Here is a 25,327-nt window from a genome sequence, read left to right as displayed (position 1 = left end):
AATTACTTAAGTGTAAATTGCATTCCTTCTTGGAACTTTTTCGCGAATAGTAAGAAGATAATAATGATCGGAAGTGTTAATAACACTGCTGCTGCGTACATCGGCCCTGGATATCCGCCGTATGGACCAAACATTTGTGATAAAAGCACGTTCAAAGTAAGCATATTATCGCTCTTCGCCACTAACATATCCCATAACAACTCTGTCCATCTTTCCATAAACAAGAATAGGAAGATAACAGTCGTGATCGATTTCGACATGGGCAGGACAATTTTAAACATGATTTGTAAATCACTCGCACCGTCCAATTTTGCCGCTTCAATAAAGGTGTCGGGTATCGCCTTAAAGAAGTTTGTATACATAAATACTGCCCATAAGCTAAGGGCTTTTGGCAGAATCATTCCCCAATAAGAGTCATACATGCCGAGTCTTTGAATCACAAGGAATGTAGGAATCAATAAAATAATCGCTGGGAAAAACATTTGAAATAAAATCACGTTATTAACTATGTCTCTTCCTTTAAAGGGCATTTTCGCTAATGCATAAGCAACCATTACCCCAGTTACCATCATTAAAAAGGTGGATGCACTTGAAACGATAAAACTGTTAAAAAACGCATTAAGCCATGGCCTTGGAATAACTGCTTCTCCTCCGGCTAACAGCCAGTGATAGGATTTCAAGCTGTACTCGGTTGGGATAAGCTTCGTATCTACTTGATCCCATACAGCAAAAGAATTAAGCACCATATAAATGTACGGAAAGATCATTATCAGTAAGAGAACAACGGCAATTAGGTAACGAAACAATAATCCGTTTTTCTTAGCTCCACCCATTTCGTTTCCCCCACATTTCTAAGAGTTTTCGAATGATAAATATTGAAATAAACGTTACGACGGAGGCAATAATCGCAATCGCTGAAGCATAACCAGCTTGAAGATTCGAGAACGCTCTCGTAAAAATCTCCATTTGCCATGTATTAGTGGCAAAATTTGGTCCTCCGCCTGTTAATTGGTAAACCTCTGTGAAAATACCAAACGTCACACCGATTGATAGGATTAATACCGTAAACAAAGCCGGGTACAGAAGCGGAAAGGTGATCTTCCAAAAACGCTGCCAGCCTGTTACCCCATCAATACTGGCTGCTTCATAAACTTCCTTATCAATGCTCTCAAAACCAGACGTTAAAATCAGGGCATAGTACCCGGTGAATTTCCAAGCGATAATCATCGCAACCACAAACAGTGCAGCAAAAGGTGTTCCAAGCCAGTTAATGTCCAAGCCAAATGAACCTCTTAAGAATTCATTCACCGGACTGTTATAAGATAAAATCCCTTTAACGATAAAGGAAGAAACAACGCCTGATGCTAAATAAGGAAGGAAAAAACCAATTAGAAACAATCCTTTAAATTTAGGTAGTCCTTGAACGATTAACGCAACGATAATCGAAGATGCCACAACTAATGGTACAAATACGGCCATAAATTTAAAGGATACAAAAAAGGCACTCTGGACACCCGGGCTCTTAAAAGCATCCATATAATTATCAAATCCAACAAACGTAAACGTTGGTGCAATTAAATTCCAATCGGTCATTGATAAAAACAGTGACCATACCAGTGGGATTAAAAAGAAAACAACCGCGTATAAAAGATAAGGACTGGCAAACAGCCAGCCCAACCTTCCTTGCTTTGTGCTCATTATTTCAGAGCCCCCTCAATTGCTTGTTGCATATCCTTCCATCCAGTTTTCGGATTTTTCTCACCTTTTACCACTGGATTGAAAGCCTGTTGACCAATTAAAGTCTGAATATCATTGTATTTTGAGTTATCCATCGGCGGGATACCATTTGGAACGGCTGCTGCATATGGCTGTAATGCTGGATTTTTGTCAAAGAACGCTTTAAAGGCATCGTTCGTTGTTAAATCATCACGAGCAGGTGGTAAGCTTGTTTTTTCAAGCCATTTCACATCGTTTTCAGGTTTTGAATACACCCACTTCATGAATTCCATCGCTGCTTTTTGTTGTTCTTTCGTTGCAGAAGCATAAATAACTAGACCTTTTGTATCAGCAAATGTTTTAACATTTTTAGTATCCATACCATCTGGAACAGGTGGTGGTGTTAATGTATAAGTTTCGTTGAATTTCATATTCGGAAATTTGTCAGCCCAGTATGGGATAGTCCAAGGACCAACATCCACGAAAATTCCTAAACCACTTTCAAACGGATCTTTAGCCTGTCTTGTTAATAACGCATTGGATTTACGAAGATCATCCATTAAACCAAGAACCTGTTCGCCAGCTTTTTGATCGCCAGTGAATTTCGTTCCTTCCACAAACTTGTTACCGTTTGACGCTGCATCATATAACATGAAGAAGTCGAACCATCTTTTCCAAGATGTTGGATCGGCAAGGTCTGCTTTTGCCCATAGATATTTATCAGGATATTTAGCTTTTAATTTCTTTGCCACATCCAGCATTTCGCTATATGTTTTTGGCGGCTCGTTGTAGCCAAGCTCTTTTAAGATGTCTAATCTCCAGCCGAATAACATGGCATTGGAGTAAATTGGCAATACGTATTGGTGACCGTCAGCAAATTCCCAGCCCTTCATTGTTTCAGTCATATTACGGCTTTTCTTTACATCATCCCAGCCGTCTAACGTATCTAAAGGTACAAGCGCTTTACTTTCAGATAATTGAGCGGCAAACCCACGGTTAATATTTTCAGACATGGTCGGCGCGCTTTTACCAGCAATCGCAGATTGGATACTCGCTTCTGATGTAGGGCTTTCTTTCATCGGACTAACATTAACTTTGATTTTCGGATTTTCCTTAGTAAACTCTGCCGCTACTTCCTTCCAATACACTTGCTGTGTTGGGTTTGGAGCAGCCCAGAATTCAATTGTTGTTACTCCATCTTTTTTTCCTGTTTCTTGCTCTTTGTTGTTACCTGTAGAACAGGCAGCAAGACCAGAAACAGTAAGAGAAGCTGCAAATAAGATTGACGCTACTTTTTTCATTTTCATCTTATATTCCTCCATTGTTTAATATCTAATCCAAACACTTGCTATAAAAATAGTAATTCCCTAAACAACATGTAAAACACTCATTTTTTTACTTTTATCCCATGATGCATTTACCTAATTTGACAGCGCTATCATTGAGCTTTTAAAAAAAGTATAATAGTTGTAATCACAGTCAAAAATAGACTATTTAACCGAAATCCCTCATTTCTCAACAGCAATGATAGAATTACAAAATTAAAAATAATTATTTAATAACGTTATTACTTACCTTACAAATGTAATTATTACACCTTACTTTCATGATGTCAAACATTAATTACTAGAATTCCAAAGTTAAAAGTAAATTACTTACCACATTTGTCATCTACACCACTCTTGTAATTACTCGTTTGTAACGTTACAATATAATTACAAACAATGAAACTTTATTATTAAGATATAGATTAAGGGAGAACAAAGAAATGGAAAAAAAAGTGACCATGCAGGATATAGCGGATCGGTTAAATATCTCGAAAAACTCCGTTTCCCAAGCATTATCTGGAAAGCCGGGAGTTAGTGAAGATACCCGAAGGCTTGTACAAAATACTGCTGATGAATTAGGTTATTCCTATTCTAATAGTAGGAATCAAAAGCAAGTTGAAAAAAAGACACTAAAAAACATCGCTCTAATTGCTTCTGATTATGCTTTTTCACTTAAAAGCTTTTTTGGTGAAATTTACTTAAGTGTTGAAAAAGAGCTTAGAGCTCGCGGGATGAATTTGTTTATTGAATCGATTGATAGCGAAGCAAAAAATAATTTAACGCTGCCTTCCTTATTAACTAATCACGAAATTGATGGCATTTTAATCCTATCTCATATCAGTACCGATTATATTTCTACGATAATAAATACTGGTATCCCTACTGTTTTAATTGATCATCATGAACCGTACCTAGAGGCTGATTCGATCCTGACAAATAATCGGTTCGGAGCCTACACTGCTGTAGAACATTTAATTCAATTAGGGCATAGCGAAATAGCGTTTGTAGGTAATGTGGACATTTCTCCTAGCTATCAAGAAAGATTAGAAGGATACCTGCTAGCTTTAAAAAGATACGGGATAAACCCTAATGAAGATTTCATATTAACTAACACACAGGAAAATCAGCATGATATCCATTTATTTCTTAACGGCCTTCAAGACATGCCTTCAGCATGGTTTTGTGTGAATGACGGTCAAGGTTTCCTAGTTACATCCATTTTACAGCAAAGAGGTTTCAAAGTACCCGAAGATGCCTCTGTATGCAGCTTTGATAATGGGCAATTGTCACAAATTGCAACCCCTATGATTACAACAATGGATATCGATTTAAATTATTACGGTAAAAAGGCAGTCGAACAACTTTGTTGGAGAATGGAAAACAAAGAAGAACCGATCCAGGAAATCCTGTTACCAACCAAATTAATCATAAGAGAGTCCACTGCTAAGAAAAAACAATCATCATCGGAGTGAACCATTTGAAAACCATTTATATTATTTCTGGACCTTGTGGAGTGGGCAAATCCACTCTTGCAAAAGAACTAGCACGAAGCGTAAAGAAAAGTGCCCTAATTAAAGGAGATGACTTCCTCTCCATGTATGAGGAAGGCTCTGCACCACCTTGGGAAGAAAATTTAGTCATCATGTGGAAAAACATACTTTCCGTAACGCAAACATTGATTCAACATGATTACAATGTGATTATCGATATTGTTGTGGAAGATGAGTTAAAGTGGTTCTGCAAGCATTTTTCATATCTAAATTTAAAGATTAAGTATGTTGTCTTACGAGCAGATGAGAACAAGTTAATAGAACGTTTAAATAAGCGTGGAGATCAATTTTTAATTGACCGCTCCTTATTCTTGCTAAATCAACTTCAGAATTCACCAGCAAATACGAAACATCTTTACGACACCACTCATAAAAATCCGGCTGAAGTTTTAAAGGATATTATGAATTCTTCTCATTTTGATTTAGATATTTCTAAATAAACGTTTTACGCCGCTTTCTGATAAAAACATGCTTTATATATATGTTTTTTAGAAACGCATTCATTAGGAGGTTCCTTCATGACCAATTCATATCATGCACCAGAAATCAACCTATCTCTCGTGAAACGGTTGATTTCCGGGCAATTTCCGCAATGGACAAACCTTTCCCTTGAACCGTTCAACTCCTCCGGGACGGAGAACGCTATCTATAGACTTGGTGAGGATATGTTCGTGCGATTACCCCGTGGCGATTGGGCTATAAAGCAGGTGGAGAAGGAGCAGCGGTGGCTTCCGATCCTTGCCCCGCACCTACCGCTTACCATCCCTGAACCGCTCGCGTTTGGGTTGCCTGCCGAGGGTTACCCTTGGCGCTGGTCCGTGTATCGATGGATCAAGGGTGAGAACGCAATTATGGGGCACATTGACAATCCATACCAAGCTGGGACTGAACTGGCTGAATTTGTAACTGCCCTGCAGCGGATCAATCCCGCCGGCGGTCCGCCCCCAGGGGATCACAACTTCGGACGCGGCCTGCCACTTGCCATGCGAGACGCCGGCGTCCGCGAAGCAATTGCTAATCTGCACAACACGATTGATACCGATGCAGCAACCTTAGCGTGGGAAGCAGCTCTCCAGACACCCGTGTGGGACGGACCGCCCGTCTGGATCCACGGAGATCTCCTTGCTGGGAACCTGCTTGTCGAACAAGGGCGACTCAGTGCAGTCATCGACTTCGGGGGCCTTGGCGTGGGAGATCCCGCAAATGACTGGATGTTCGCATGGAATTTGCTTTCCGTCGAAAGCCGGGAAATGTTGCGTAAAGCACAATCAGTTGACGACGCAACCTGGGCACGCGGGCGTGGCTGGGCATTGTCAGTAGGACTGATTGCCCTTCCATACTACCAAACCAGCAACCCCGTGTTCGCTAGTGTCGCCCGCCGCCTAATTGATGAAGTTCTCGCTGATTACAAGGAAGGCGTATGATTTGAAGTTTCTTTACTGAAAAGTTGTTGCTTTTCATAAAAGACAAAAAGGGGGGATTCACGGTAATCAGACAAGATCACCGTGAATCCCAAAAAATTCCACTATCCGTTTTATAGTTTAGTCGTGTTCCTTTCTACCAATTCGGTAGTAAGCAATATCTTCTCAAACGGTTTTTCCATATTTTCGATTCGTCGATAGAGCTGTACCACCGAGCGATTTGCAAAATTCTCTTTGTTTATCGCAATCGTAGAAAGCTGAGGTAAAGACAGTGTTGCATAAATAGAATCGTCAAAACCACAGACAGAACATTGCTCAGGTACGCGAACCCCAAGTTTATCCAAGCTTCGAGTAATTAAAAAACCAATATGGTCATTTGCGCAAAACCAGGCATCTGGCAACAAGTGTAATGACTGGATATAGGCATTCACCAAAGACTCCTGCTCATTTACATGGTGGTTTATCCACTGACTTTCAACAGAAAGCCCCTCTTCCTCCATCGCATCACGAAAGCCTTCAAACCTTTCACGATAGCTCGGTGACTTTGCTATTTCTCCGATAAAGCCAACCGATCTCGCTCCTTTAGTTATCAATTGTTTAGTGGCTAGATAAGCTCCCTTTCTGTTATCCGTCAAAACAGAATCCACATTCAGATTAGGATCATGGTGATCGACCAAAACAACTGGTATACCCGATTGAATGATCGCTTGAATGAACTCCTTTCGAAGATGCGATAATATCAGGAGTCCATCTACCTTTTTTTCAGTTACAAAAGAAGGCAATATTAAGTTTTCTTCACTTTCCTTATCCACTGCATGAAGCAATAAATGACCTTCTCTGCTTTTGATTTCCTTTTCAATATGTAAATTAATCACACCAAAAAAGGTGTTCTCAGCAAATATTTCCTCTCTAGCAATTAATCCGATCATGTGAGCAGACTTCATAGAGGTTTTCGTTTTCAGCTTTTCCATCGGGTACCCAATTTCCAGTGCTGTGTCCAACACCTTCTCCCGTAATTCTTCACTTACACCTGCCCGCCCCGTTAATGCCAGAGACACAGAGTTCTTTGAGATTCCAAGCTGATCAGCAATCCGTTGCATCGTGGGTTTCCTCATTGTAACCCTCCCATTTTGTTTCGCTTTTTTATATGGTACTAATTTTGTCAAGTAATTGTCAAGTAGAGATGTTTTTATTAGTATTCCTTAATAACAGTAATTATCATACAAATTATTAACATTACTTTCGACTCATTTAATTGACAAAACGATAAAGTAAATTGAAAAATCACGTGACAAATGATAAAATAAACCCACATCTTGATAGCGCTTACAGACAATTATCATAAAGGGGGATATTATGAAATTAATTCAAATGATTCTAGCTGTACTTCTTGTATTTAGCTTGTCTGTTCCAACAGGAACTAAAGCCATGGAAACCGAAAAGGTTGAGGTTAATCTTAATCACCTTGATTTTTTGAATGAAGAAGTCACCATCGACGGTAAGGAGATGTTAATAACCCATATTTATTCGGAATTTCCCGATTACAACTGGGTGGATGCATCTGGAGAAGGAATTGCCTGCGTTGACGATGTAGCCCGGGCAGCGATAGTTTATTTAAATCATTATGAACAAACTGGCAATAAGGAATCGCTGGACAAAGCAAAAAAAGCATTAAACTTTGTCATGCATATGCAAACTGCAGACGGAGAATTTTATAACTTTATTAATCGTGATTTTTCCATCAATACCGATGGCTCTACTAGCAAAAAGTCTTTTGACTGGTGGGCAGCTCGAGGTATGTGGGCACTCGGCCATGGATATAAAGTATTCTCGAAAGCAGACCCTGCTTATGCAAAAGAATTGGAGAAAAGCTTTTTACTAGCCAATGATGCCCTACAACGCAAAGTGAACACGAAGTATGGTGAATACCTTGAGATTCATGGCTACAAAATCCCTGCCTGGATCGGTGGATTTGATGCTATGTCTAACAGTTTACTAGGTTTAGCAGAATATTATAGCGTCAAGCCCCTTCCCGTAATCAAGGATTCCATGCTTAAAGTCGGACGCGGACTCGAAGAATATCAATTCGGTTCAGCCGATCAGTATCCTTTTGGCGCTCATTTAGATTGGGAAGGCTCCCCTACTCTCTGGCATGCATGGGGCAGCGGCCAATCTTTCGCTCTTGCTAAAGCCGGAGCAGTATTGAAGAAAAAAGAATGGATTGATTCTGCTAAACAAGAAGCAGATCAATGGTTTAGTCATCTCCTTGTGTCTGGAATGATCAAAGAAATGGCACCTACCGCAGCTAAAGATGAACAAATTGCTTATGGAGTCAATATGCTTACTCAGGCATTTGCAGAATTGTATAAAGCATCCCATCAGAAAAAATATGCCCAATATGCTGGTATCACAGCTTCCTGGTTCACTGGTAACAATGATGCAAACTTTGTGATGTACGATTCAAAAACTGGAAGAGGTTACGACGGATTAAACGGCGTGACTGGAAAAGTGAACAGGAACTCCGGTGCAGAATCAACGATTGAAGCCTTACTAGCTATCCAGGCTGTGCAAGTGATTCCACAAGCAAAGAGTATGCTCCATGTGAAAACAACCGAAAGGCACACGACAGAGGTTTATGAAGCAGAAGGGTTCAAAGCACAAGAAGGAACGCCGGAAATCATCACTCCCGCTAGTCCATGGACTGGTGATGCACTTTACAGCGGAAAAGTAGTTAAACTAACTGAGAATGATAGTATCAAATTAGAAGTTGAACCTAAGAAAAAAGGCGAATACCTTCTTTACGCAGCTCTAGAGCGAAAAAATTCGAAAGAAGCAATGAATTTGGAAGTTCGAGTGGATGATCGTCTGATCCGTTCAATCCCGGTATCCGACTCTCCAGACTCTAATTATTTAACGCTTGTAAAATTAACTAAACCAATTGACCTCGATACAAACAAGCATAATGTTACTCTTACGCTAAAATCGAACAGCAGTGAAGCGTTATTGGTAGATAATCTAGCCCTTCAACCAGTTGTTGAATACGCCACATTTGCCAAGGGAAATGGGAAAACCTATAAACTGGAACGGAATTTAGTAAAAGGGAAGAATGAATTAAAGCTCCTGCAAAAAAATAAATAACCTAAATTCTTCTTAAAACAAATACCCTTGTCTACTTCTTGGACAAGGGTGTTTGCTTAGTTTTACTAGACTATTTTCTTTGCATCGTAGAGATATATTTTTTAACAACTTCATAAACATTCTTCATTGGTTGTTGGTTATTTTTTAAATAACCAGCCTTTTTTGTAAAACCATAAAATCATTACAGTTACGANNCCATAACCCCTAGAATGAAAAAATAGCCGTATTTCCAATGTAACTCTGGCATATGATCAAAATTCATTCCGTACACTCCCACAATAAATGTGAGTGGCATAAAAATGGTTGTTATAACGGTAAGTGTCATCATAATGGAGTTCATTCGATTGGATTGAATGGACATGTAATTCTCCCTCATATCCGAAGTAACGTCTTGATTATTAGCAATCATATCCGTTAACTTCAGCATGTGATCATATATATCGGAAAAATAATGGTGAATTTGTTTTGTGTCCTGAATCCGCTTAGAGTTTATCATTCGGTATAACAAATCTCTCATCGGAATGATCGTTTTCCGCAAACGAATCAGATCTCTGCGAATCTCATAAACCTCTTCGATGATTTTTTTGCTGCTTGCTTCCTTCTCTTCATATTCATTTAGTTTATCCTCAATTTGATGCAAAATTGGAAAATAGCAATCAACTAATTCATCAATAATGCTATGAAGAACATATAACGGTCCCACTTTTTCCATTTCTTTACTTGCAGATAATTTTTGCTTAACTATGTCTATCGCCTGATCCTTCTCATTATGAAAAGACACGACGTAGTTTTCTCCTACAAAAACATCTATCTCCTCGCACCTTATGGTTTTACTTAATGAATGTAAAATAAAGAAAAGGACGCCATCATAATAATTCATATTGGGGCGCTGGATAAAATGCAGGCAATCATCAATCGCCAAGGGATGAAAGTGGAAAAATTCACTTAACAACTTTGTTTCCTCATTAGTTGGTTCCTCAAAATCCACCCAATAAAATTTGAATCGATCTGACCTTAATTCCTCCATCTTTACATCTTTTATCAACTGGTTATCTTGTGTAATAGCATAGGTAAAAATCATTCATAAACCTCACCTTTATTGATTTCAGCCTTTCTAATTTGCACGATCTCTTTTTAACTCTCTATTTTCAGCATATCAAATAATAATTATTTTTGACAAAAATCAACACCCAGAACTAACACTCTAGGTGCCTCATCCCAAAGGAGACTTTCTATTTAGTCGTGTCTAGCATAGTGGTCTTTATTCTCCATATCATGTCCAAATAAGCGAATATGCCATTCATCAGGAGTTAGTCTTAGTGCAGAATATTGTTTTTCGAGTTTCCATGATAAGGTAGTTTTCCCACTGCTCTTTAAGTCTCTTTTTAAGAATTATCTACCTTGTTAAATCGGTATTAAACTTATCCCTTAAAATAGCAGCAAGCACATAAAAATCATAAAGATTCATAATACTTATATCTATACCCAAAGCTTTTATCCAATTGGACAAAGGATAGTAGATAATAGACGATGGATCGGGGGTGTGAAAAATGGCGACCCTTCATTTAATAGTTAGTCTGCCGACACCTTAGAAAAGGACATCCAAAAAAAGTTCTTGCAATCATACATATTATAGAACAAAAAATAGGATGTAAATATTTCAAACAGATTATTCTGACTTAACAGCAGCATTTCAGTTCTCATAATAATTAAAAACAAAGGGAAGGTTCTCATGGTCAAAGAAGAATGTTAGTTCCTACCACAAGAACCGCCCCCTGGTCTTTCTTCAAACAACAAACAAAAAACCAGAGGAACTGCCCCCCTGGTCTTACAAATTGATCGCCCCGTATATGAGTGAAGCAAATACTATCAATCCGGGGTGTACTTTCACTTTTTCCATTAGTAAATAACTGCCTATTCCTAAGAATAGAATGTGCCCTATTCCGATTTGGAAGTAAGATTCATAGAATGATTGAAAGGTCATCACTCCTAGAAGCACCGCAATGGTGGGTTTGACGTAAAGTGTCATCCGTTTGACTTGCGGAGACTTCCTAAACTTATAAAGAAGACCCATTAGAGTAAGCATGAGAATTAGCGACGGAGTCACCGTTGCAAATACGGCCAGCAATGAGCCAAAATAGCCGCCTACTTGAAACCCAATGTAGCCGGCCATCTTGGTGGCAATCGGTCCAGGCAGGGCATTTCCCATGGCTAAAGCTTCATTAAATTCTTGTGTAGTTAACCAATGATAGTGCTCTACCACTTCTTTTTGAATAAGAGGAATGGTTGCTGGGCCTCCGCCATACCCTAAAATATTCGTAAGGAAAAAGGCCCAAAAGATATGCAAATAAATCATCATATGGATAATCCCTTCTGCTCGCTCCTTTTCACAGATGTATGAGTAGGTTTTACGACAGCAAAAACTAAAAGAGCTCCGATGACAAAGCCGGGATGAATACCGAAGAATTCGATTAGGACTAAGGCGACAATAATGTGCAAGGTAGTAAAAAACCATTTGAGTCCTTTAATCGAACTCTGGACGAATTCCCACGTTAAGACTCCAAGCATCACGGCTACTACCGGTACAACTGCCTTTGTCATGCCTTGAACCCATTTCAAATCTTTGAACTCAATTAAGGTACTAAGCAAAATAATCATTAAAACGATCGTAGGTAAAATGGTGGCAAAGATGGCATTTATCATTCCAATTACGCCGCCAATACGAAATCCGATATAGCCTGCCATCTTGGTTGCGATAGGGCCGGGCAATGTATTGGCAATGGCCAACACATCGCCAAATTCCTCATTGTTCATCCATTTAAACCTTTCTACTACCTCTTTTTGAACGAGAGGAATCGTTGTCGGTCCCCCGCCATATCCAAGCAAACTGCTGCGAAAAAATGCGATAAAAATGTCTCGTTGTTTCATAGAATCAATCCTTTTCTGTGGATTACCAACTGGCAATGGCCCCATCTGTCCTTGATTCTGTGCCACCCATCAATACACCTGTTTCCGGATCTCGCCAAATAATTTGACCGCGGCCAAACGAGCCTGAGTCTACCAATACTTGAATGTCATGACCTTTTCGTCCTAATTCCTCTGCAATATGGAATGGGAATGATTTTTCTACTTCGACTGTTTTTCCATTCTTCCATTGCCATCTTGGGGCATCTAAAGCTGCTTGAGGATGTAAGTGAAAATCGATCGTATTCATAATGACTTGAACATGCCCTTGCGGCTGCATGTATCCACCCATGACACCGAATGGTCCAACAGCTTGATCATCCTTCGTTAAAAATCCTGGAATGATCGTATGGTACGTTTTCTTACCACCTTTAAGGCAGTTGTAGTTGGTAGGATCAAGGCTGAAATCATGTCCTCGGTTTTGCATGGCAATTCCTGTTCCTGGTACGACAATTCCAGAACCAAAGCCCATGTAATTACTTTGGATAAACGATACCATATTGCCCTCGCCGTCAGCTGTCGCCAGGTACACGGTTCCTCCGCGCGGCGGTACACCTGGAGCTGGCGTGCCCGCTTCATTTCCAATCAGCGCTTGACGCTGCTGGCCATACGAAGTACTTAATAGCTCTTCTGCCGTTACACCCATATGCTTAGGGTCTGTAATGTATTGCTTGCCGCAACTAAAAGCAAGCTTCATGGCCTCGATTTGTTTGTGGTAGGTGTCTGTTGCTTCTTTTGCTGTAAAATCAAATCCTTTGAGGATGTTCAGAGCCATTAGAGCTACAATACCTTGCCCGTTTGGCGGGATTTCCCAAACATCATAGCCGCGATAGTTTACCTTAATCGGATCAACCCACTCAGGTTGAAAGGCTGTCAAATCATCTTTGGTTAAATAGCCTCCGTGAACTTCAGAAGCTGCGGCGATTTTTTCTGCAATAGCCCCTTTGTAAAAACTTTCTCCGCTTGTTCTTGCGATTTGTTCTAGTGTGTCAGCGTGGTCAAGAGAAGACCACATTTCTCCGACTTCAGGTGCTCGTCCCTTTGGTGCAAAGGTCTCAAACCAAGCTTCGAACTCGGCCCCTGTACAATTTTGTTTGTATTGTTCAAATGCCCTTTTCCAAAAGCGGCCGAGCGTAGGAGAAACAGGAAAGCCGTTTGCCGCATAGTCAATGGCTGGCTTCATCACTTCTAGCAGTGGCAGGCGGCCAAAACGTTTTGATAATTCTACCCAAGCTGCCGGAGCACCTGGGACCGTAACCGGCACCCAGCCGTACTTTGGCATCTTTTCGTGTCCATCTTCTTTTACCTTCTCAATGGAGATATTCATTGGTGCTGGACCACTTGAATTGAGTCCGTGTAACTGTCCTTTTGTCCAAACAAGTGCAAAAGCGTCCCCGCCAATTCCGTTCGAGGTAGGCTCTACTACTGTCAAACAAGCAGCTGTGGCAATGGCGGCATCAATCGCATTTCCGCCTTTTTTCAAAATATCTAACCCCGCTTGTGCAGCCAAAGGCTGCGACGTAGCAACCATTCCATTCTTGGCATACACTACATTTCGTTGTGATGTATAAGGATGATGCATGGCATCAAAATTCATGTTTTGTTACCTCCCCAGTCTCTAGCATTTGTATGATTTAACCTATCATTTCTTCTTTGGTTTCTTTTAACTTCCCCTCCGTAAAGAGATGACAGGAAACCTGATGTCCGCTATCAATGTCTTGGAGAATGGGAATGTTCGTTTTACAGCTTTCATTCGCGACCGGACAACGAGGATGGAAGGTGCATCCTGACGGCGGATTAGCCGGACTTGGCAAATCCCCTTTTAGGATGACCCGCTCCCGCTTCGCTTTCGGATTGGCAATCGGCACTGCCGATAATAAAGCTCTCGTATAGGGATGGATTGGGTTGGTGAAGAGCTGCTTTTTTTCGGCAATCTCCACCACACGCCCCAAATACATCACGGCAATCCGATCACATAAGTGCCTGACCACGGATAGATCGTGAGAAATGAAGATGAGCGTAAGATTAAACTCCTTCTTCAAATCCTTTAATAGATTTAAGACTTGTGATTGGATGGAAACATCAAGAGCAGAAACTGGTTCATCCGCAATAATCACCTTCGGTTTAAGGATGAGGGCGCGTGCAATCCCAATCCGCTGGCGCTGGCCACCCGAAAAATCATGTGGATGACGATCTAAATGCTCTTTCCGAAGCCCTACCACTTCGATAATTTCCTCTACTCTTTTCATCCGTTCTCCGCGGGATGAACCAATCCCATGTACTTTCAGCGGCTCAAGCAAAATCTGCCTAATCGTTTTACGTGGATTGAGAGAAGCGTAGGGATCCTGAAAGACCATTTGAATATCCTTGCGCATCTGGCGCATTTCTTCCTTGGACAGTTTCGCCAGATCCTTACCATTGAACAACACTTCCCCAGCAGAAGGATCCAATAACCGCAGAATCGTCCGTCCGGTTGTCGATTTTCCACAGCCCGATTCCCCGACAATCCCTAAGGTCTCACCTGGCATGACTTGAAAATCTACCCCATCGACGGCTCGTACATCACCGGTTACTTTATTGAAAAATCCCGTTTTGATCGGAAAGTGTTTTTTTAACCCTTTGATTTCCAAAATGGGCTTCATGATGCATCCTCCTCCGTAACAAGCCAACAGCGGCATTTATGCTGGCTTTCAATTTCCTTCAGCTTTGGTGCCTGTTGATGACAGATCTCCTTCGCAAAGCTGCAACGGGGAGCAAACCGGCACCCTTTCGGCATCTCATACGGAAGCGGAACCGATCCGGGAATGGTATTCAGATATTCCTTCTCATCCTCATAGGATGGAATAGAATCCATCAGCCCTATCGTATAGGGATGCTTCGGTTTTTCAAACAAAGTCTCAACGTCAGTCTCCTCAACTACTTGGCCGGCGTACATGACGATCACGCGATCGCACATTTCGGCGACAACCCCTAAATCGTGGGTAATGAGCATGATGGAAGTTCCTGTTTTTTCTTTTAAATCTCGCATTAAGTCTAAGATTTGCGCCTGAATCGTTACATCAAGGGCCGTGGTTGGTTCATCGGCAATAATCAATTTGGGATCACACGCCATCGCCATGGCAATCATCACCCGCTGGCGCATTCCACCTGACAGCTGATGGGGATGTTCCCCATAAATCTCTTCCGCTCTGGGCATTCCAACCGCCTTTAGCATCGTAATCGCCCGTACTTTGGCCTCTTGCTTGGAAATGTTCATATGAAGAATAATGGCCTCTTCGATTTGCTTTCCTACCGTATGTAACGGATTGAGGGAGGTCATCGGTTCCTGGAAAATCATCGCGATATCATTTCCCCGAACTTGCTGCATCTGCTTCTCCGGAAGGGAGATCAGTTCCTTTCCTTGGAAGGTTATGCTCCCTTCATTGCTGGCATTGGACGGCAGAAGCCGCATAACAGAAAGGCTAGTCACACTTTTACCGCACCCGGATTCCCCAACCACACCTAGCGTTTCACCCGGCTTTATGGAAAAATCTACACCATCGACAACCGCAACGGTGCCCATGTCTGTTTTAAACTTTGTTTTCAGATTCTTGACCTCCAAGATGGCACTCATGTTCACCTCTCCTTTCGATTATTTACGAATTCTTGGGTCCAAGGTTTGCTGTAATCCATCGCCTAGCAGATTAAATCCGAGAACAACCAAAAAGATGGCCATACCAGGAAAAATAGTCGCATAGGGTGACTCGGTCATGATGGTTTGGGCCTGGTTCAGCATACTTCCCCATGAGGGAGTCGGCGGCTGCACGCCTAATCCCAAATAGGATAAGGAGGCTTCTGCTAGAATTCCTGATGCCATAGCCAGAGTGGATTGAATGATAATCGGATTAAGGGCATTCGGCAGGATATGACTGAAAATAATGCGAAGATCTTTGACGCCTGTCGCTTTCGCCGCATGAATATATTCCATATTGCGAAGCTGCAGCACTTGTCCGCGTGTAATCCGGATAAAAGCGGGGGCAAACCCAATACCTATGGCGATCATCGCATTTCCAAATCCATTTCCCAACACGGCGGCAATGGCCAGTGCCAAGATAAGGAAAGGGAAAGCCTGCATCGCATCAACGGAACGCATAACCACCCATTCATCCCAAAATCCGCCAAAGTATCCGGCAAGAAGTCCAATCGGAACACCAATGAGGATAGCAATGCCTACAGATAATAACGCTGCTTTAATCGAAATTTGTGCTCCATAAACGACTCGGGAGAAGATATCCCTTCCTAAATCATCCGTTCCAAAAAAATGTTCCCCGCCTGGCGGCAAAAGAATAGCATTATAGTCTTGGGCGTTCGGATCAAAAGGGGCCAATTGATGGGCAAAAATAGCCATAAGAATCAAAGATAGAATAATAACCCCACCGAAAACACCTAATCCTGTCCGCAAAAACTTTTTGAATGTCTTCATTATGAAGCCCCCTTGCCCGCTTTGATTCGAGGATCGATCACGGCATAAAGCAAATCTACGACTAGATTTACACCAACAACCAATACGGCCGATACTAAGATAGCTCCCTGTACGGTTACATAATCACGTTTAAAAACGGATTCTACGATGAGTCGGCCAAAGCCCGGAATGGAGAAAATCGATTCGGTAATAACCAATCCGCCAAGAAGTCCGGCAATCATCAATCCGGAGGTAGTCACAACCGGAATCATGGCATTGCGGAGCACATGTCCTAAAATGGTCTTCACTTCATTTAGCCCTTTCGCTTTAGCGGTACGGACAAAATCCATATTGACTACTTCGAGCAAAGAAGAGCGAAGCATTCTCATCAGAACCGCCGATTCCCGAAGACCTGTGGCCAAACAAGGTAAGATCATCGCCAGTAAATTCTGTGCTGGATTATCTGAAATCGGAACATAACCGGAGGCCGGAAGCCAGCCTAACTTAACGGAAAAATAAATAATAAACATCATCGCCAGCCAAAAGCTGGGGATACTCATCCCGCCCAAGGCAACAAATGTACTGGTATAGTCAAGGGCAGTTCCTCTTCTAACGGCAGCAAGGATACCGGCAGGAAAAGCAATCAGTAATGCGACCACAAAGGTACCAATCGTTAATTCAACCGTTGCAGGCAATCGTTGGGAAATCAGTTCGGTGACTGGAACCCGATCCGTGATCGAGATTCCCAGATTTCCTGTCAAAACATGCCCGACCCAGGTAAAGTACTGAACAACAATAGGCTTATCCAATCCTAATTCTGCCCGAAGTGATTGATAGGCTTCTGGTGTCGCCTCTTGACCAAGAATGACCCGGGCTGGATCACCCGGGATCAAATGGATCAGAGAAAAGGTCAGAACCGACACTAGGAAGAGAATCGGAATGGTCAACAGCAAACGCCTAACGAGAAATTTCATGTCCTTCTCCTCCTCATTGTGTTTTCAAAAGGATGCTATTTCTTGTCTAATTTTTGTGTATGGATGATGCCGTCTGGTATATATTCAAAGCCAGTAACCTTCTTAGAGACTCCAAAACGGTTGAAATCATGGTAAATGTGCACGTATTCAGATTCATCATGGACAATTTCCATCGCTTGATCATAAATGACCTTACGCTTGGCTGGATCCAATTCAACTCGAGCTTGCTTAGCCAGATTGTCCAAGTCTGGGTTTGATATAGCTGCATAGTTGTTTGGCTGACCGGTTACAACGAAATCGAAGAAACTTTGATCTGGGTCGGGACGTCCTGACCATCCGAGTTGAAGAGCTTGGAATTTATGATTAGCCCCATTTTCCAACATCGTTCCAAACTCGATCTTTTCTAGTTCTACCTTGATTCCGTAAGGCTTTAACATATTCTGAATAACAGCTCCGAACTGTTCATTGACAGGTGAGGTGCCGATTTGTAATTTAAAGCTGAATCCATCTGGCTTTCCGCCCTTGGCTAGCAAGTCCTTAATTTCTTGTTTATTTGGCTTTTCCACTTTATCTGAATCGCCATATGCCAGGTTACCTGGTGCGAACGGAGAGTTTGCAGGTGCTCCATAGCCGTCAAGGACAACCTTGATGAAAGCATCACGGTCAACTGCCTTATTTACTGCTTGGCGAAGGTACTTATTGGTGAATGGCTCTTGTTTGGTGTTCAGGTAGAACCCTTGGTAAGCCATTCCGGCTTCAGCAACCACTTTTGCATTCGGATTATTATCCAATCCTTTAATTTCCTTAGTCGGAACTTCATCTATGAAATCAAGTTGACCGGATTTTAGGTTTTGAACCGCTGCTGTACCGTTCGTAAACACTTTGTAATTCAATTCATCAATTTTGACTTTACCATTCCAATAGTTTTCATTCTTTTTCAACGTAACATGGTCGCCATTAATATGTTCCACGAAAACATAGGCACCGGTTCCTACAGGATGATTCAAGAAATCATCACCATATTTCTTCACCGCTTCAGGAGATACCATCATGCCTGAACGATCGGTAAGAATCGAAATAAACGGAGAGAATGGTTCAGATAGTTCAACCTTCACCGTTTGCGGATCGACAACATCTACTTTTTGTACAAAACTCATTTCATTCTTACGACGAGAATTGTCTGCTTTATCACGCTCGATGTTGAACTTTACAGCTTCTGCATTAAATTCAGTACCGTCATGAAACTTGATTCCAGTCTTTAATTTAAAGGTATACACCTTTCCATCCGGAGAAACCTCATAGGAATCGACTAGGACAGGTACAATTTTTCCATCCTTGTCCAGGTCAAAGAGCTTATCATAGATGCTGTTTTGAACTTGGCGATCGACTAGAGCATTGGATTGGCTGGGATCTAAGCTTGGCGGATCCGCTTTAAGACTGATGTTAATCACTTTTTTGCCAGCAGGTGTGGAAGCAGCAGGCTTTTGAGCAGAATTTCCAGTCGATGCAGATTGATTCCCACCACTGCATCCGGTCATGGCGATCATCGATCCGATAATAGCTGTTGCAAATGTAAATCGAGCCTTTTTACTTAACATACTTTCAACCCCCATTTATAATTAATATTAATTGTTGAACACTATTTAAATCTGAATAATATTTATTTTCTGAAATTTCGAACCAAAAAAAATTGTTACCTTTGAGTTGTTATTGTTGTTCTGTTTTCTCCCGCTGCTGTTCTTCTTTCTCCCATTTTTCATGCAGCTTTTCATATCGAAGGGCTACGTCATACAAATGTTCCCTCATCATTTGTCTCGCTAACTCGACATTATGATCTTTGATCGCCTGATAAATTTTCTCGTGGAATTGAATAGTGGAAAGCTTATCCGAGATCAAAAGCATCTCTCTTTTGGCGGAGGTAAGAAAATCAGTAATAGATTCATAGACTTTCATCAAAACCTGATTTCTTGTTGCATGGACAATAGCCTGGTGAAATTTTTGATCCGCATCCAGAATAGGTAAATTCAATTGGATCGCTCTCTTCATCATTTCCAGGGATTGCTCCATTTGAGCAAAGTCCTCTCCTTTTGCAACTTCCGCTGCTTTCCCGCAAATTTCCACTTCAAGCATCAAACGAAACTCCATGAGTTCTCGGGAATTTTTCGGATCAAGAAGTGCAGACACAACATGCGTGTGAACCATGTCGCTAAAATCCGTTTTTTTGACAAATACGCCAATCCCCATTCGCTTCTCCAAGACCTGCATATCCACCAGACTATTTAAGGCTTCCCTCACAGATGATCTGCCTACCTTTAAGGTTTCCATCAGCTCCCGCTCCGAATGCAGTTTATCACCTACTTTAAACGTACCCTTCTTAATTTCTTCCAATATATATTCAGTTACAATACTACTGACTTTTTTCGACATGCTCAGCACCCCATTCGTTCTACTTATCCTATGTATCTAACTTGTCTTATGCGTCTTACATGTCTCACCTGTCTGATGGGTTGGTTTGATTTTACCCCATGTTTTCATTATTGTCAATGTTAAAATAATACTTAATTTTCAGATTATTATTTTATTGTATACGATAAGATAATGGGGTCTGGTGATATGCTGATGGTAACCTTGAAACCACTATAGAACATATTATTACACTCTATGCCAAATACAGTTTTATATTAGGAGAACATTAAAGTAAAGGTTGGCTATTTCTTTCGCTGTATGGCCAGCACCGTAATTCTTTCGCTCAAATTCATTTGACTTTAATAATTCCATATTTTTCCTATTTCGAACTATTCGTGTCGTCATTACCAGTTGAGCTAAAAAAAATACCAGAGGTATTTATTTTAGCTCAACTGTATAAGTAAATTTATCTCCTCTAGCAATGGAAACCGTATATTCAATAATTTCTGCTTGTTCAAACGTAATTCGTTTTAACATCAGACACGGAGAACCCTCTTCAATTTTTAGCATTTCTGCCTCAACATTCCGAGCACTTTGCTATCAGTAAGTTAATTCTTTAAAACCATTACCTTGCAGGGGGCTTACTGTCAGTTTTTGATTGAATAACTTTGAAGGAAAGTGGTTTTTCCTTCCCTAGAGGATTTGCCTGTTGCAAAAAGTGTTGCCAACGTGTGAAGGTTATCCCTTCCTGAATTTTGTGGCTCCCTGTTCTCACGAATAGAGTCAGCAAATTCTCTCAGGACACCATGAATGTCTTCTAAGTCCGGAACAAGATTCGGTATTTTCGTTATTGATTCACTGGAATCTACCAAATAGACCCCATATCCTTTTCCTAGATTGTCAAGATGAATTGACCCTTCTTCACATTGAATTCTCCATATACCCTCCCATGGGGTTTGATTACCTTTAGAAAGCAAGCTACCTAGATAGAAAACAGGCATTCCCGATTCCATTTCATATACTGCATGGACGTTCGGATCTCCCTTATAACCACTTTCTGGCATGTTCCATGTTTTCCCTTGTACACTCATGACATTACAATCAAATAAATAACGCATCATATCAATGTGATGTACTGCCATTTCTAGTAGCATGTAGTCTTCCATCTCACGTTGATAGGGTTTACCGGTATGGTTATAATAGAATTGGGAGTTAACGAACACTGGCTTTCCCAAACTTCTGTCCTGTATCACCTTTTTTAAGGTAAGTACATTGGAATTATAGCGGTAATTTTGGTTGATCATTAATTTTAAGTTTTTTTGTGAAGCCAATTCTACTAGTTCTGTTGCTTCATCCATATTTAATACAAATGGTTTTTCTATAAGGACATGAAGATTGTGATTTAGCGCTGCTTTACAAACATCGTAATGAGCAGGCGACATTGCTTCGATAAGTACTGCATCAGCTTGAAGTTCCTGAAACGCCTGCTTGTAATCGGTGTACAATAGATTTTTTTGAACTTCAAATAACTCAGCTGCTTCCCTCAAGCATTTTGGGTCGATATCAACCAATCCAGCATATTCGAAATCAGCAGATGGAACGACAAATTGGCTGCCAACATATCTTCCATGAGCTCCAAGCCCCACTTGAATAAGTTTCATCTATTTCCCTCCTAGAGTTGGTTCATTGACCTTTCTTCAGCAGAACGATATAAATGCTCCATTCTTCCTCCAGGTGGCAACACTCCGTAAATATATACTGCCTGCATTTCCTCCGTCACAATTAAAGAATGCTCATCTCCTTCTTTCGTAAGGACTAGATCGCCGGGGCCTATTTCATATGTATTACCTTCAGTCGTGCAAATTCCTTTACCGCTAATAATAATCCAATATTCATTGCAATCGTGATAATGTAATTCGACTTCATCTCCAACGTTTAAATGATTCACTCCGTAATGGTTTATTTCGCTCCATTCTGGATAAATAGCCTGATCCCCATCATGAATTACTGGCATATCGGCTGCCTCCTTCATTTTCACATCGGTCTACAGATAACAATTTACTTAAAGAATATGCTGCAACATCTGACTTCAATTGTATCTCTTCTATTAGCAACTTCCTTAAAATGAAAGTTGCTAATAGATTCATAGCTAATAATTCCAAACCAAAACTTCTTCTGACGAAGTTATTTCTAGATTTCTTTATTGGGGGACATACTCAATAATCCTTTGTACCATCTTTTATTACTTCTTATGCCCACCACATATTTCCCGCTGTATCGCGGATCAAGACTTCGTTTAAGTTTTTCACAGCACGTGAAAAACCTTCGTCAATTGACATCAATGCATCCTCATGCTCGATGCTGACAACATAGTCATAGTTATACGTACGGAGCGCACTCATCATATCGGACCACTCTTGCAGGCTATGCCCACAGCCGACACTTCGGAATGTCCATGCACGTGTCTGTACATTTCCGTAAGGCTGCATGTCTGTTAATCCGTACATATTGACGTTATCTTGATCGATATACGTATCTTTTGCATGAAAGTGATGAATCGCTCCGGCTTTACCTAGAATTTTAATCGCCGCAACCGGATCAATTCCTTGCCACCACATATGACTTGGGTCTAAGTTAGCACCGATCGCATCACAAGTCGCTTCGCGTAGTTTTAACATCGTATAAGGTGTATGAACGAGGAATCCTCCGTGCAACTCAAGACCGATTTTCACATTGTGCTGCTCGGCTAACTCCCCAATTTCTTTCCAGTATGGAATTAATTTATTTTCCCATTGCCATGTCAATATATCACCGTACTCTAGCGGCCATGGAACAACAGGCCAGTTCGGTTGCTTTGCTTCATCGCTGTCGCCTGCTGTACCGGAAAATGCATTGACAACGGGTACACCGAGTAGAGACGCCAGTTTAATCGTTTTTCGCAGAACAGAATCCGATTCTTCCGCAAACGCTTTGTCTGGCGTAAGCGGGTTTCCATGACAGCTAAAGGCACTGATCGTCAAACCACGATTAGTGACTGCTTTTAAATAGGCCTGTTGTTTTTGTTCATCTTCTAATAGCTCATCGAGAGGGCAATGGGCGTTGCCCGGATAGCAGCCGGTACCGATTTCCACTGCGTCCAGTCCAGAAGCTTTCACATGATCAAGCATTTCTTCAAAAGATTTATTGGCAAATAAAACGGTAAAGACGCCTAATTTCATTACGCAAACACTTCCTTCTTTAAGGAAACAATTCGTCTCGTTTCTTGTGACTCAAGTGCTGCTAAAATAATCTGAAGTGATTTCATTCCCTCTTCACCACTAATAAGTGGTTCATTATTTTCTATAATGCATTCAACAAAATGGTTGATGACATGCGAGCTAGTCTGCCCGCCTTCCTCATTAGTCTGGATTTTATCGAGCTTATGATAAACGACGCTTCCATCGCGATATTCTTCAATCAGTGAGTATTCCGGATCTGCTTCTAAACGAAGGGTACCTTTTTCACCGTAAATAATCGTCGAATTATCTCCACCTGACACATAAGCCCAGCTTGCAGCAAGCGTTCCAATGATGCCGCTCTCCGTACGTAAAATACAAACAGCGTTGTCATCCACATCAGTGTTTTGCTTCGCATTGGTTTCAATGAATGCTCCTACTTCGGAAAACTCACCAAGTAAATAGCGCATTAAATCTGCTTTATGAACTCCAAGGTCACCCATTGCCCCGATAAAGGCCTTCTCTTTATTAAAGAACCAGCTTCCTGCTCCATCTATACTCCACCCTTCAGGACCAGGATGGCCGAACGTGGTTTTAAAGCTGTAGATTTTACCTAGCTTGCCATTGTCAATAATTTCTTTCGCTTTTTGATGAGAAGTAACGAAACGTTGGTTATGTGCAATCATAAGCTTTTTATCATTTTCTTTTGCTGCTTCAATCATCGCTTCCGCTTCTTCTTTTGAAGTAGCCATTGGCTTTTCGCAAAGAACATGTTTTCCTGCATTCAATGCATCAATGGATACAGGTGCGTGCAGGTAGTTTGGCAGACAGACGCTGATCGCATCAATGTCAGCCAGCTTCAATACTTCCTTATAATTGGTAAATGCTTTGGCACCGTACTCTTCAGCCATTTTCTCCGCACGTTCTGCGACAATATCACACACTGCAACAATCTCTACTTTTTTATTTGCCTTATATTCCGGCAAATGACGATATTGTGCAATACTTCCACACCCGATAATTCCTACTTTTACTTTACTCATTTTCATGTTCCTCCCCATCTTTTCTCATTATTGTGAAATGTGTTCCTTATTTAATATAGGCGGCCTGTTGCATGTGCTTTCCATCATATAATGGCTTCCCTGTTCAGAAGATCGGTGAATGCCGTGCATAATTTCGAGTACATGCAATGCTACATCACCATTTGCCCGTGGCAGGCTTCCTAATTCGATTGCTTTTGCCATATCTGCAAGTCCGATACCACGTAAATTATCGAAATCGTCTCCTGCAGGCTTCATTTCTTTCCACTCTTCTTCATTGTGTCTTTTGACTAAAAGTGGAAGATTAAATTGATTCGGATCCGGCAGGCTGATGGTTCCGTTTTCTCCATATATTTCAATGAATGGCGTTCGTGCAGCCGTTACATCAAAGCTTGTCGTAATGGTAGCGGTGGCACCGCTTTCAAAATCAAGAATTCCGGACACATGCGTTGGTACTTGAACGGTAATTTTTTCTCCGTATTTTGTCGGACTCGTAATCGTGCGCTCAGGGAATGTAATTCGGGCTGAACCAGCAATTCGTCTAACAGGACCCATTAAGCTTATGAGAGCAGTAAGATAATACGGACCCATATCGTACATAGGACCGCCGCCCTCATGATAAAAAAATTCAGGATTGGGATGCCATGATTCAGGGCCAAGTGCCAACATAAACGCTGACGCACCAATTGGTTTGCCTATGGCACCATCTTCAATTAATTGTGCTGCAAGCTGAATGCTTCCACCTAAAAAAGTGTCAGGCGCCGAACCGACTGTAACTTTGTTTAGACGCGCTGCATCCACAATCCGTTTTCCATCTTCAAATGAAATGGCAAGCGGCTTTTCTGAATACACATGCTTCTTTTGTTCAATAGCCTGCAGTGCTACCGTTGCATGAGCGTGAGGAACCGTTAAATTTAAAATAATATCGATGTCCGGCGAAGTCAGCATTTCATCCACGGTAAACACATGTTCAATATTGTATTTTGCAGTAGCTTCTTCTGCTTTTGTCGTGTCCAAATCTGCGCAAGCAATGATATTGAACTCAGGAAAGCGACGGCTGTTTTCTAAATAAATACCGCTTATGTTTCCGCAGCCAATAAGGCCAACATTCAATGCCATGTTCAAATCCCCCTT

General features: G+C 41.3%; 23 protein-coding genes and 3 pseudogenes (1 of these 26 running past the window's edge). 4 read left to right on the top strand and 22 right to left on the bottom strand.

The annotated features are described in order from the left end of the window. Positions 1–2: 2 nt before the first annotated feature. From V7137_RS09140 to V7137_RS09130, 3 genes are read right to left on the bottom strand one after another with little or no spacing between them, the layout of a single operon-like run. On the bottom strand, positions 3–833 hold the full coding sequence (locus tag V7137_RS09140) for a carbohydrate ABC transporter permease (RefSeq protein WP_335697791.1): 831 nt from the start codon (positions 831–833) through the stop codon (positions 3–5). Beyond that, a complete protein-coding gene (locus tag V7137_RS09135; protein ID WP_335697790.1) occupies positions 820–1,698 on the bottom strand; it encodes a carbohydrate ABC transporter permease in 879 nt (292 codons plus the stop codon). The genes V7137_RS09140 and V7137_RS09135 overlap by 14 nt, the downstream gene beginning before the upstream one ends. Then, positions 1,698–3,017 (bottom strand): ABC transporter substrate-binding protein, encoded by a 1,320-nt coding sequence (locus V7137_RS09130; RefSeq protein WP_335697810.1) that lies wholly within the window; start codon positions 3,015–3,017, stop codon positions 1,698–1,700. Before V7137_RS09130 ends, V7137_RS09135 begins: the two co-directional genes overlap by 1 nt. A gap of 467 nt (positions 3,018–3,484) precedes the next feature. Between V7137_RS09130 and V7137_RS09125 the strand changes: the two genes are divergently transcribed. The 3 genes from V7137_RS09125 to V7137_RS09115 all read left to right on the top strand — a co-directional run bounded on the left by V7137_RS09125 (position 3,485) and on the right by V7137_RS09115 (position 6,018). Then, the gene (locus tag V7137_RS09125; RefSeq protein ID WP_335697789.1) at positions 3,485–4,516 is read left to right on the top strand and encodes a LacI family DNA-binding transcriptional regulator; all 1,032 of its coding nucleotides are present in this window, start codon (positions 3,485–3,487) and stop codon (positions 4,514–4,516) included. Next, positions 4,513–5,034, top strand: a complete 522-nt coding sequence (locus V7137_RS09120) for an AAA family ATPase (protein ID WP_335697788.1) — start codon at positions 4,513–4,515, stop codon at positions 5,032–5,034. The genes V7137_RS09125 and V7137_RS09120 overlap by 4 nt, the downstream gene beginning before the upstream one ends. A gap of 78 nt (positions 5,035–5,112) precedes the next feature. Beyond that, the gene (locus tag V7137_RS09115; protein ID WP_335697787.1) at positions 5,113–6,018 is read left to right on the top strand and encodes an aminoglycoside phosphotransferase family protein; all 906 of its coding nucleotides are present in this window, start codon (positions 5,113–5,115) and stop codon (positions 6,016–6,018) included. A 110-nt stretch (positions 6,019–6,128) separates the two neighbouring features. Here the strand turns inward: V7137_RS09115 and V7137_RS09110 are convergent, their stop codons facing one another. Then, positions 6,129–7,130: a LacI family DNA-binding transcriptional regulator gene (locus tag V7137_RS09110; RefSeq protein ID WP_335697786.1), complete on the bottom strand. Its 1,002-nt coding sequence runs from the start codon at positions 7,128–7,130 to the stop codon at positions 6,129–6,131. Positions 7,131–7,371: 241 nt separating this feature from the next. Between V7137_RS09110 and V7137_RS09105 the strand changes: the two genes are divergently transcribed. Continuing rightward, positions 7,372–9,153, top strand: coding sequence for a hypothetical protein (locus tag V7137_RS09105; protein ID WP_335697785.1), 1,782 nt, complete (start codon positions 7,372–7,374; stop codon positions 9,151–9,153). A gap of 137 nt (positions 9,154–9,290) precedes the next feature. Here V7137_RS09105 and corA read toward each other — a convergent pair. The 18 genes and pseudogenes from corA to V7137_RS09020 form a co-directional block, all read right to left on the bottom strand. Next, positions 9,291–10,234, bottom strand: a pseudogene (gene corA / locus V7137_RS09100) (magnesium/cobalt transporter CorA). A gap of 155 nt (positions 10,235–10,389) precedes the next feature. Further along, a pseudogene (locus V7137_RS30655) lies at positions 10,390–10,515 on the bottom strand (hypothetical protein); the annotation flags it as partial. 466 nt (positions 10,516–10,981) lie between these two features. Next, a complete protein-coding gene (locus V7137_RS09095) occupies positions 10,982–11,509 on the bottom strand; it encodes a chromate transporter (RefSeq protein ID WP_335697809.1) in 528 nt (175 codons plus the stop codon). Next, entirely contained in the window at positions 11,509–12,081 is a 573-nt protein-coding gene (locus V7137_RS09090) for a chromate transporter (RefSeq protein WP_335697808.1), read from the bottom strand. The genes V7137_RS09095 and V7137_RS09090 overlap by 1 nt, the downstream gene beginning before the upstream one ends. A gap of 22 nt (positions 12,082–12,103) precedes the next feature. Beyond that, positions 12,104–13,714, bottom strand: coding sequence for a gamma-glutamyltransferase family protein (locus V7137_RS09085; protein ID WP_335697783.1), 1,611 nt, complete (start codon positions 13,712–13,714; stop codon positions 12,104–12,106). Between the two features lie 37 nt (positions 13,715–13,751). Then, complete coding sequence (locus tag V7137_RS09080) at positions 13,752–14,762, bottom strand: ABC transporter ATP-binding protein (protein WP_335697807.1); 1,011 nt, start codon at positions 14,760–14,762, stop codon at positions 13,752–13,754. Continuing rightward, a complete protein-coding gene (locus V7137_RS09075) occupies positions 14,756–15,730 on the bottom strand; it encodes an ABC transporter ATP-binding protein (RefSeq protein WP_335697782.1) in 975 nt (324 codons plus the stop codon). Before V7137_RS09075 ends, V7137_RS09080 begins: the two co-directional genes overlap by 7 nt. Positions 15,731–15,748: 18 nt before the next feature. After that, positions 15,749–16,579, bottom strand: a complete 831-nt coding sequence (locus V7137_RS09070; RefSeq protein ID WP_026564194.1) for an ABC transporter permease — start codon at positions 16,577–16,579, stop codon at positions 15,749–15,751. Beyond that, positions 16,579–17,532: an ABC transporter permease gene (locus V7137_RS09065; protein WP_335697781.1), complete on the bottom strand. Its 954-nt coding sequence runs from the start codon at positions 17,530–17,532 to the stop codon at positions 16,579–16,581. Before V7137_RS09065 ends, V7137_RS09070 begins: the two co-directional genes overlap by 1 nt. Positions 17,533–17,567: 35 nt before the next feature. Beyond that, positions 17,568–19,130 carry an ABC transporter substrate-binding protein gene (locus V7137_RS09060; protein WP_335697780.1) on the bottom strand — a complete coding sequence of 521 codons (1,563 nt, stop codon included), beginning with the start codon at positions 19,128–19,130 and terminating at the stop codon, positions 17,568–17,570. A 109-nt stretch (positions 19,131–19,239) separates the two neighbouring features. Beyond that, positions 19,240–19,959 (bottom strand): FadR/GntR family transcriptional regulator, encoded by a 720-nt coding sequence (locus V7137_RS09055; RefSeq protein ID WP_335697779.1) that lies wholly within the window; start codon positions 19,957–19,959, stop codon positions 19,240–19,242. Positions 19,960–20,376: 417 nt separating this feature from the next. Next, a pseudogene (locus V7137_RS09050) lies at positions 20,377–20,511 on the bottom strand (UTRA domain-containing protein); the annotation flags it as partial. A 74-nt stretch (positions 20,512–20,585) separates the two neighbouring features. Beyond that, positions 20,586–21,599 carry a Gfo/Idh/MocA family protein gene (locus V7137_RS09045; protein WP_335697778.1) on the bottom strand — a complete coding sequence of 338 codons (1,014 nt, stop codon included), beginning with the start codon at positions 21,597–21,599 and terminating at the stop codon, positions 20,586–20,588. 11 nt (positions 21,600–21,610) lie between these two features. Beyond that, the gene (locus tag V7137_RS09040) at positions 21,611–21,952 is read right to left on the bottom strand and encodes a cupin domain-containing protein (protein ID WP_335697777.1); all 342 of its coding nucleotides are present in this window, start codon (positions 21,950–21,952) and stop codon (positions 21,611–21,613) included. A 235-nt stretch (positions 21,953–22,187) separates the two neighbouring features. Further along, positions 22,188–23,156 (bottom strand): sugar phosphate isomerase/epimerase family protein, encoded by a 969-nt coding sequence (locus V7137_RS09035; RefSeq protein WP_335697776.1) that lies wholly within the window; start codon positions 23,154–23,156, stop codon positions 22,188–22,190. After that, the gene (locus V7137_RS09030) at positions 23,156–24,196 is read right to left on the bottom strand and encodes a Gfo/Idh/MocA family protein (protein ID WP_335697775.1); all 1,041 of its coding nucleotides are present in this window, start codon (positions 24,194–24,196) and stop codon (positions 23,156–23,158) included. Before V7137_RS09030 ends, V7137_RS09035 begins: the two co-directional genes overlap by 1 nt. Positions 24,197–24,223: 27 nt before the next feature. Further along, positions 24,224–25,312, bottom strand: coding sequence for a Gfo/Idh/MocA family protein (locus tag V7137_RS09025; protein ID WP_335697774.1), 1,089 nt, complete (start codon positions 25,310–25,312; stop codon positions 24,224–24,226). Then, a protein-coding gene (locus V7137_RS09020; RefSeq protein ID WP_438825616.1) for a sugar phosphate isomerase/epimerase family protein crosses the window boundary here: on the bottom strand, positions 25,236–25,327 show its 3' portion. 679 nt of this gene lie beyond the right edge of the window; the window shows 92 of its 771 coding nt (coding positions 680–771); its start codon lies beyond the right edge, outside the window; the stop codon is at positions 25,236–25,238. The genes V7137_RS09025 and V7137_RS09020 overlap by 77 nt, the downstream gene beginning before the upstream one ends.

The organism is Neobacillus drentensis (assembly GCF_036962765.1).
GTDB lineage: Bacteria > Bacillota > Bacilli > Bacillales > Cytobacillaceae > Neobacillus > Neobacillus drentensis_C.
The sequence above is the reverse complement of the archived record's forward strand: the minus strand, read 5'-3'. Positions and strand labels throughout refer to the sequence as shown.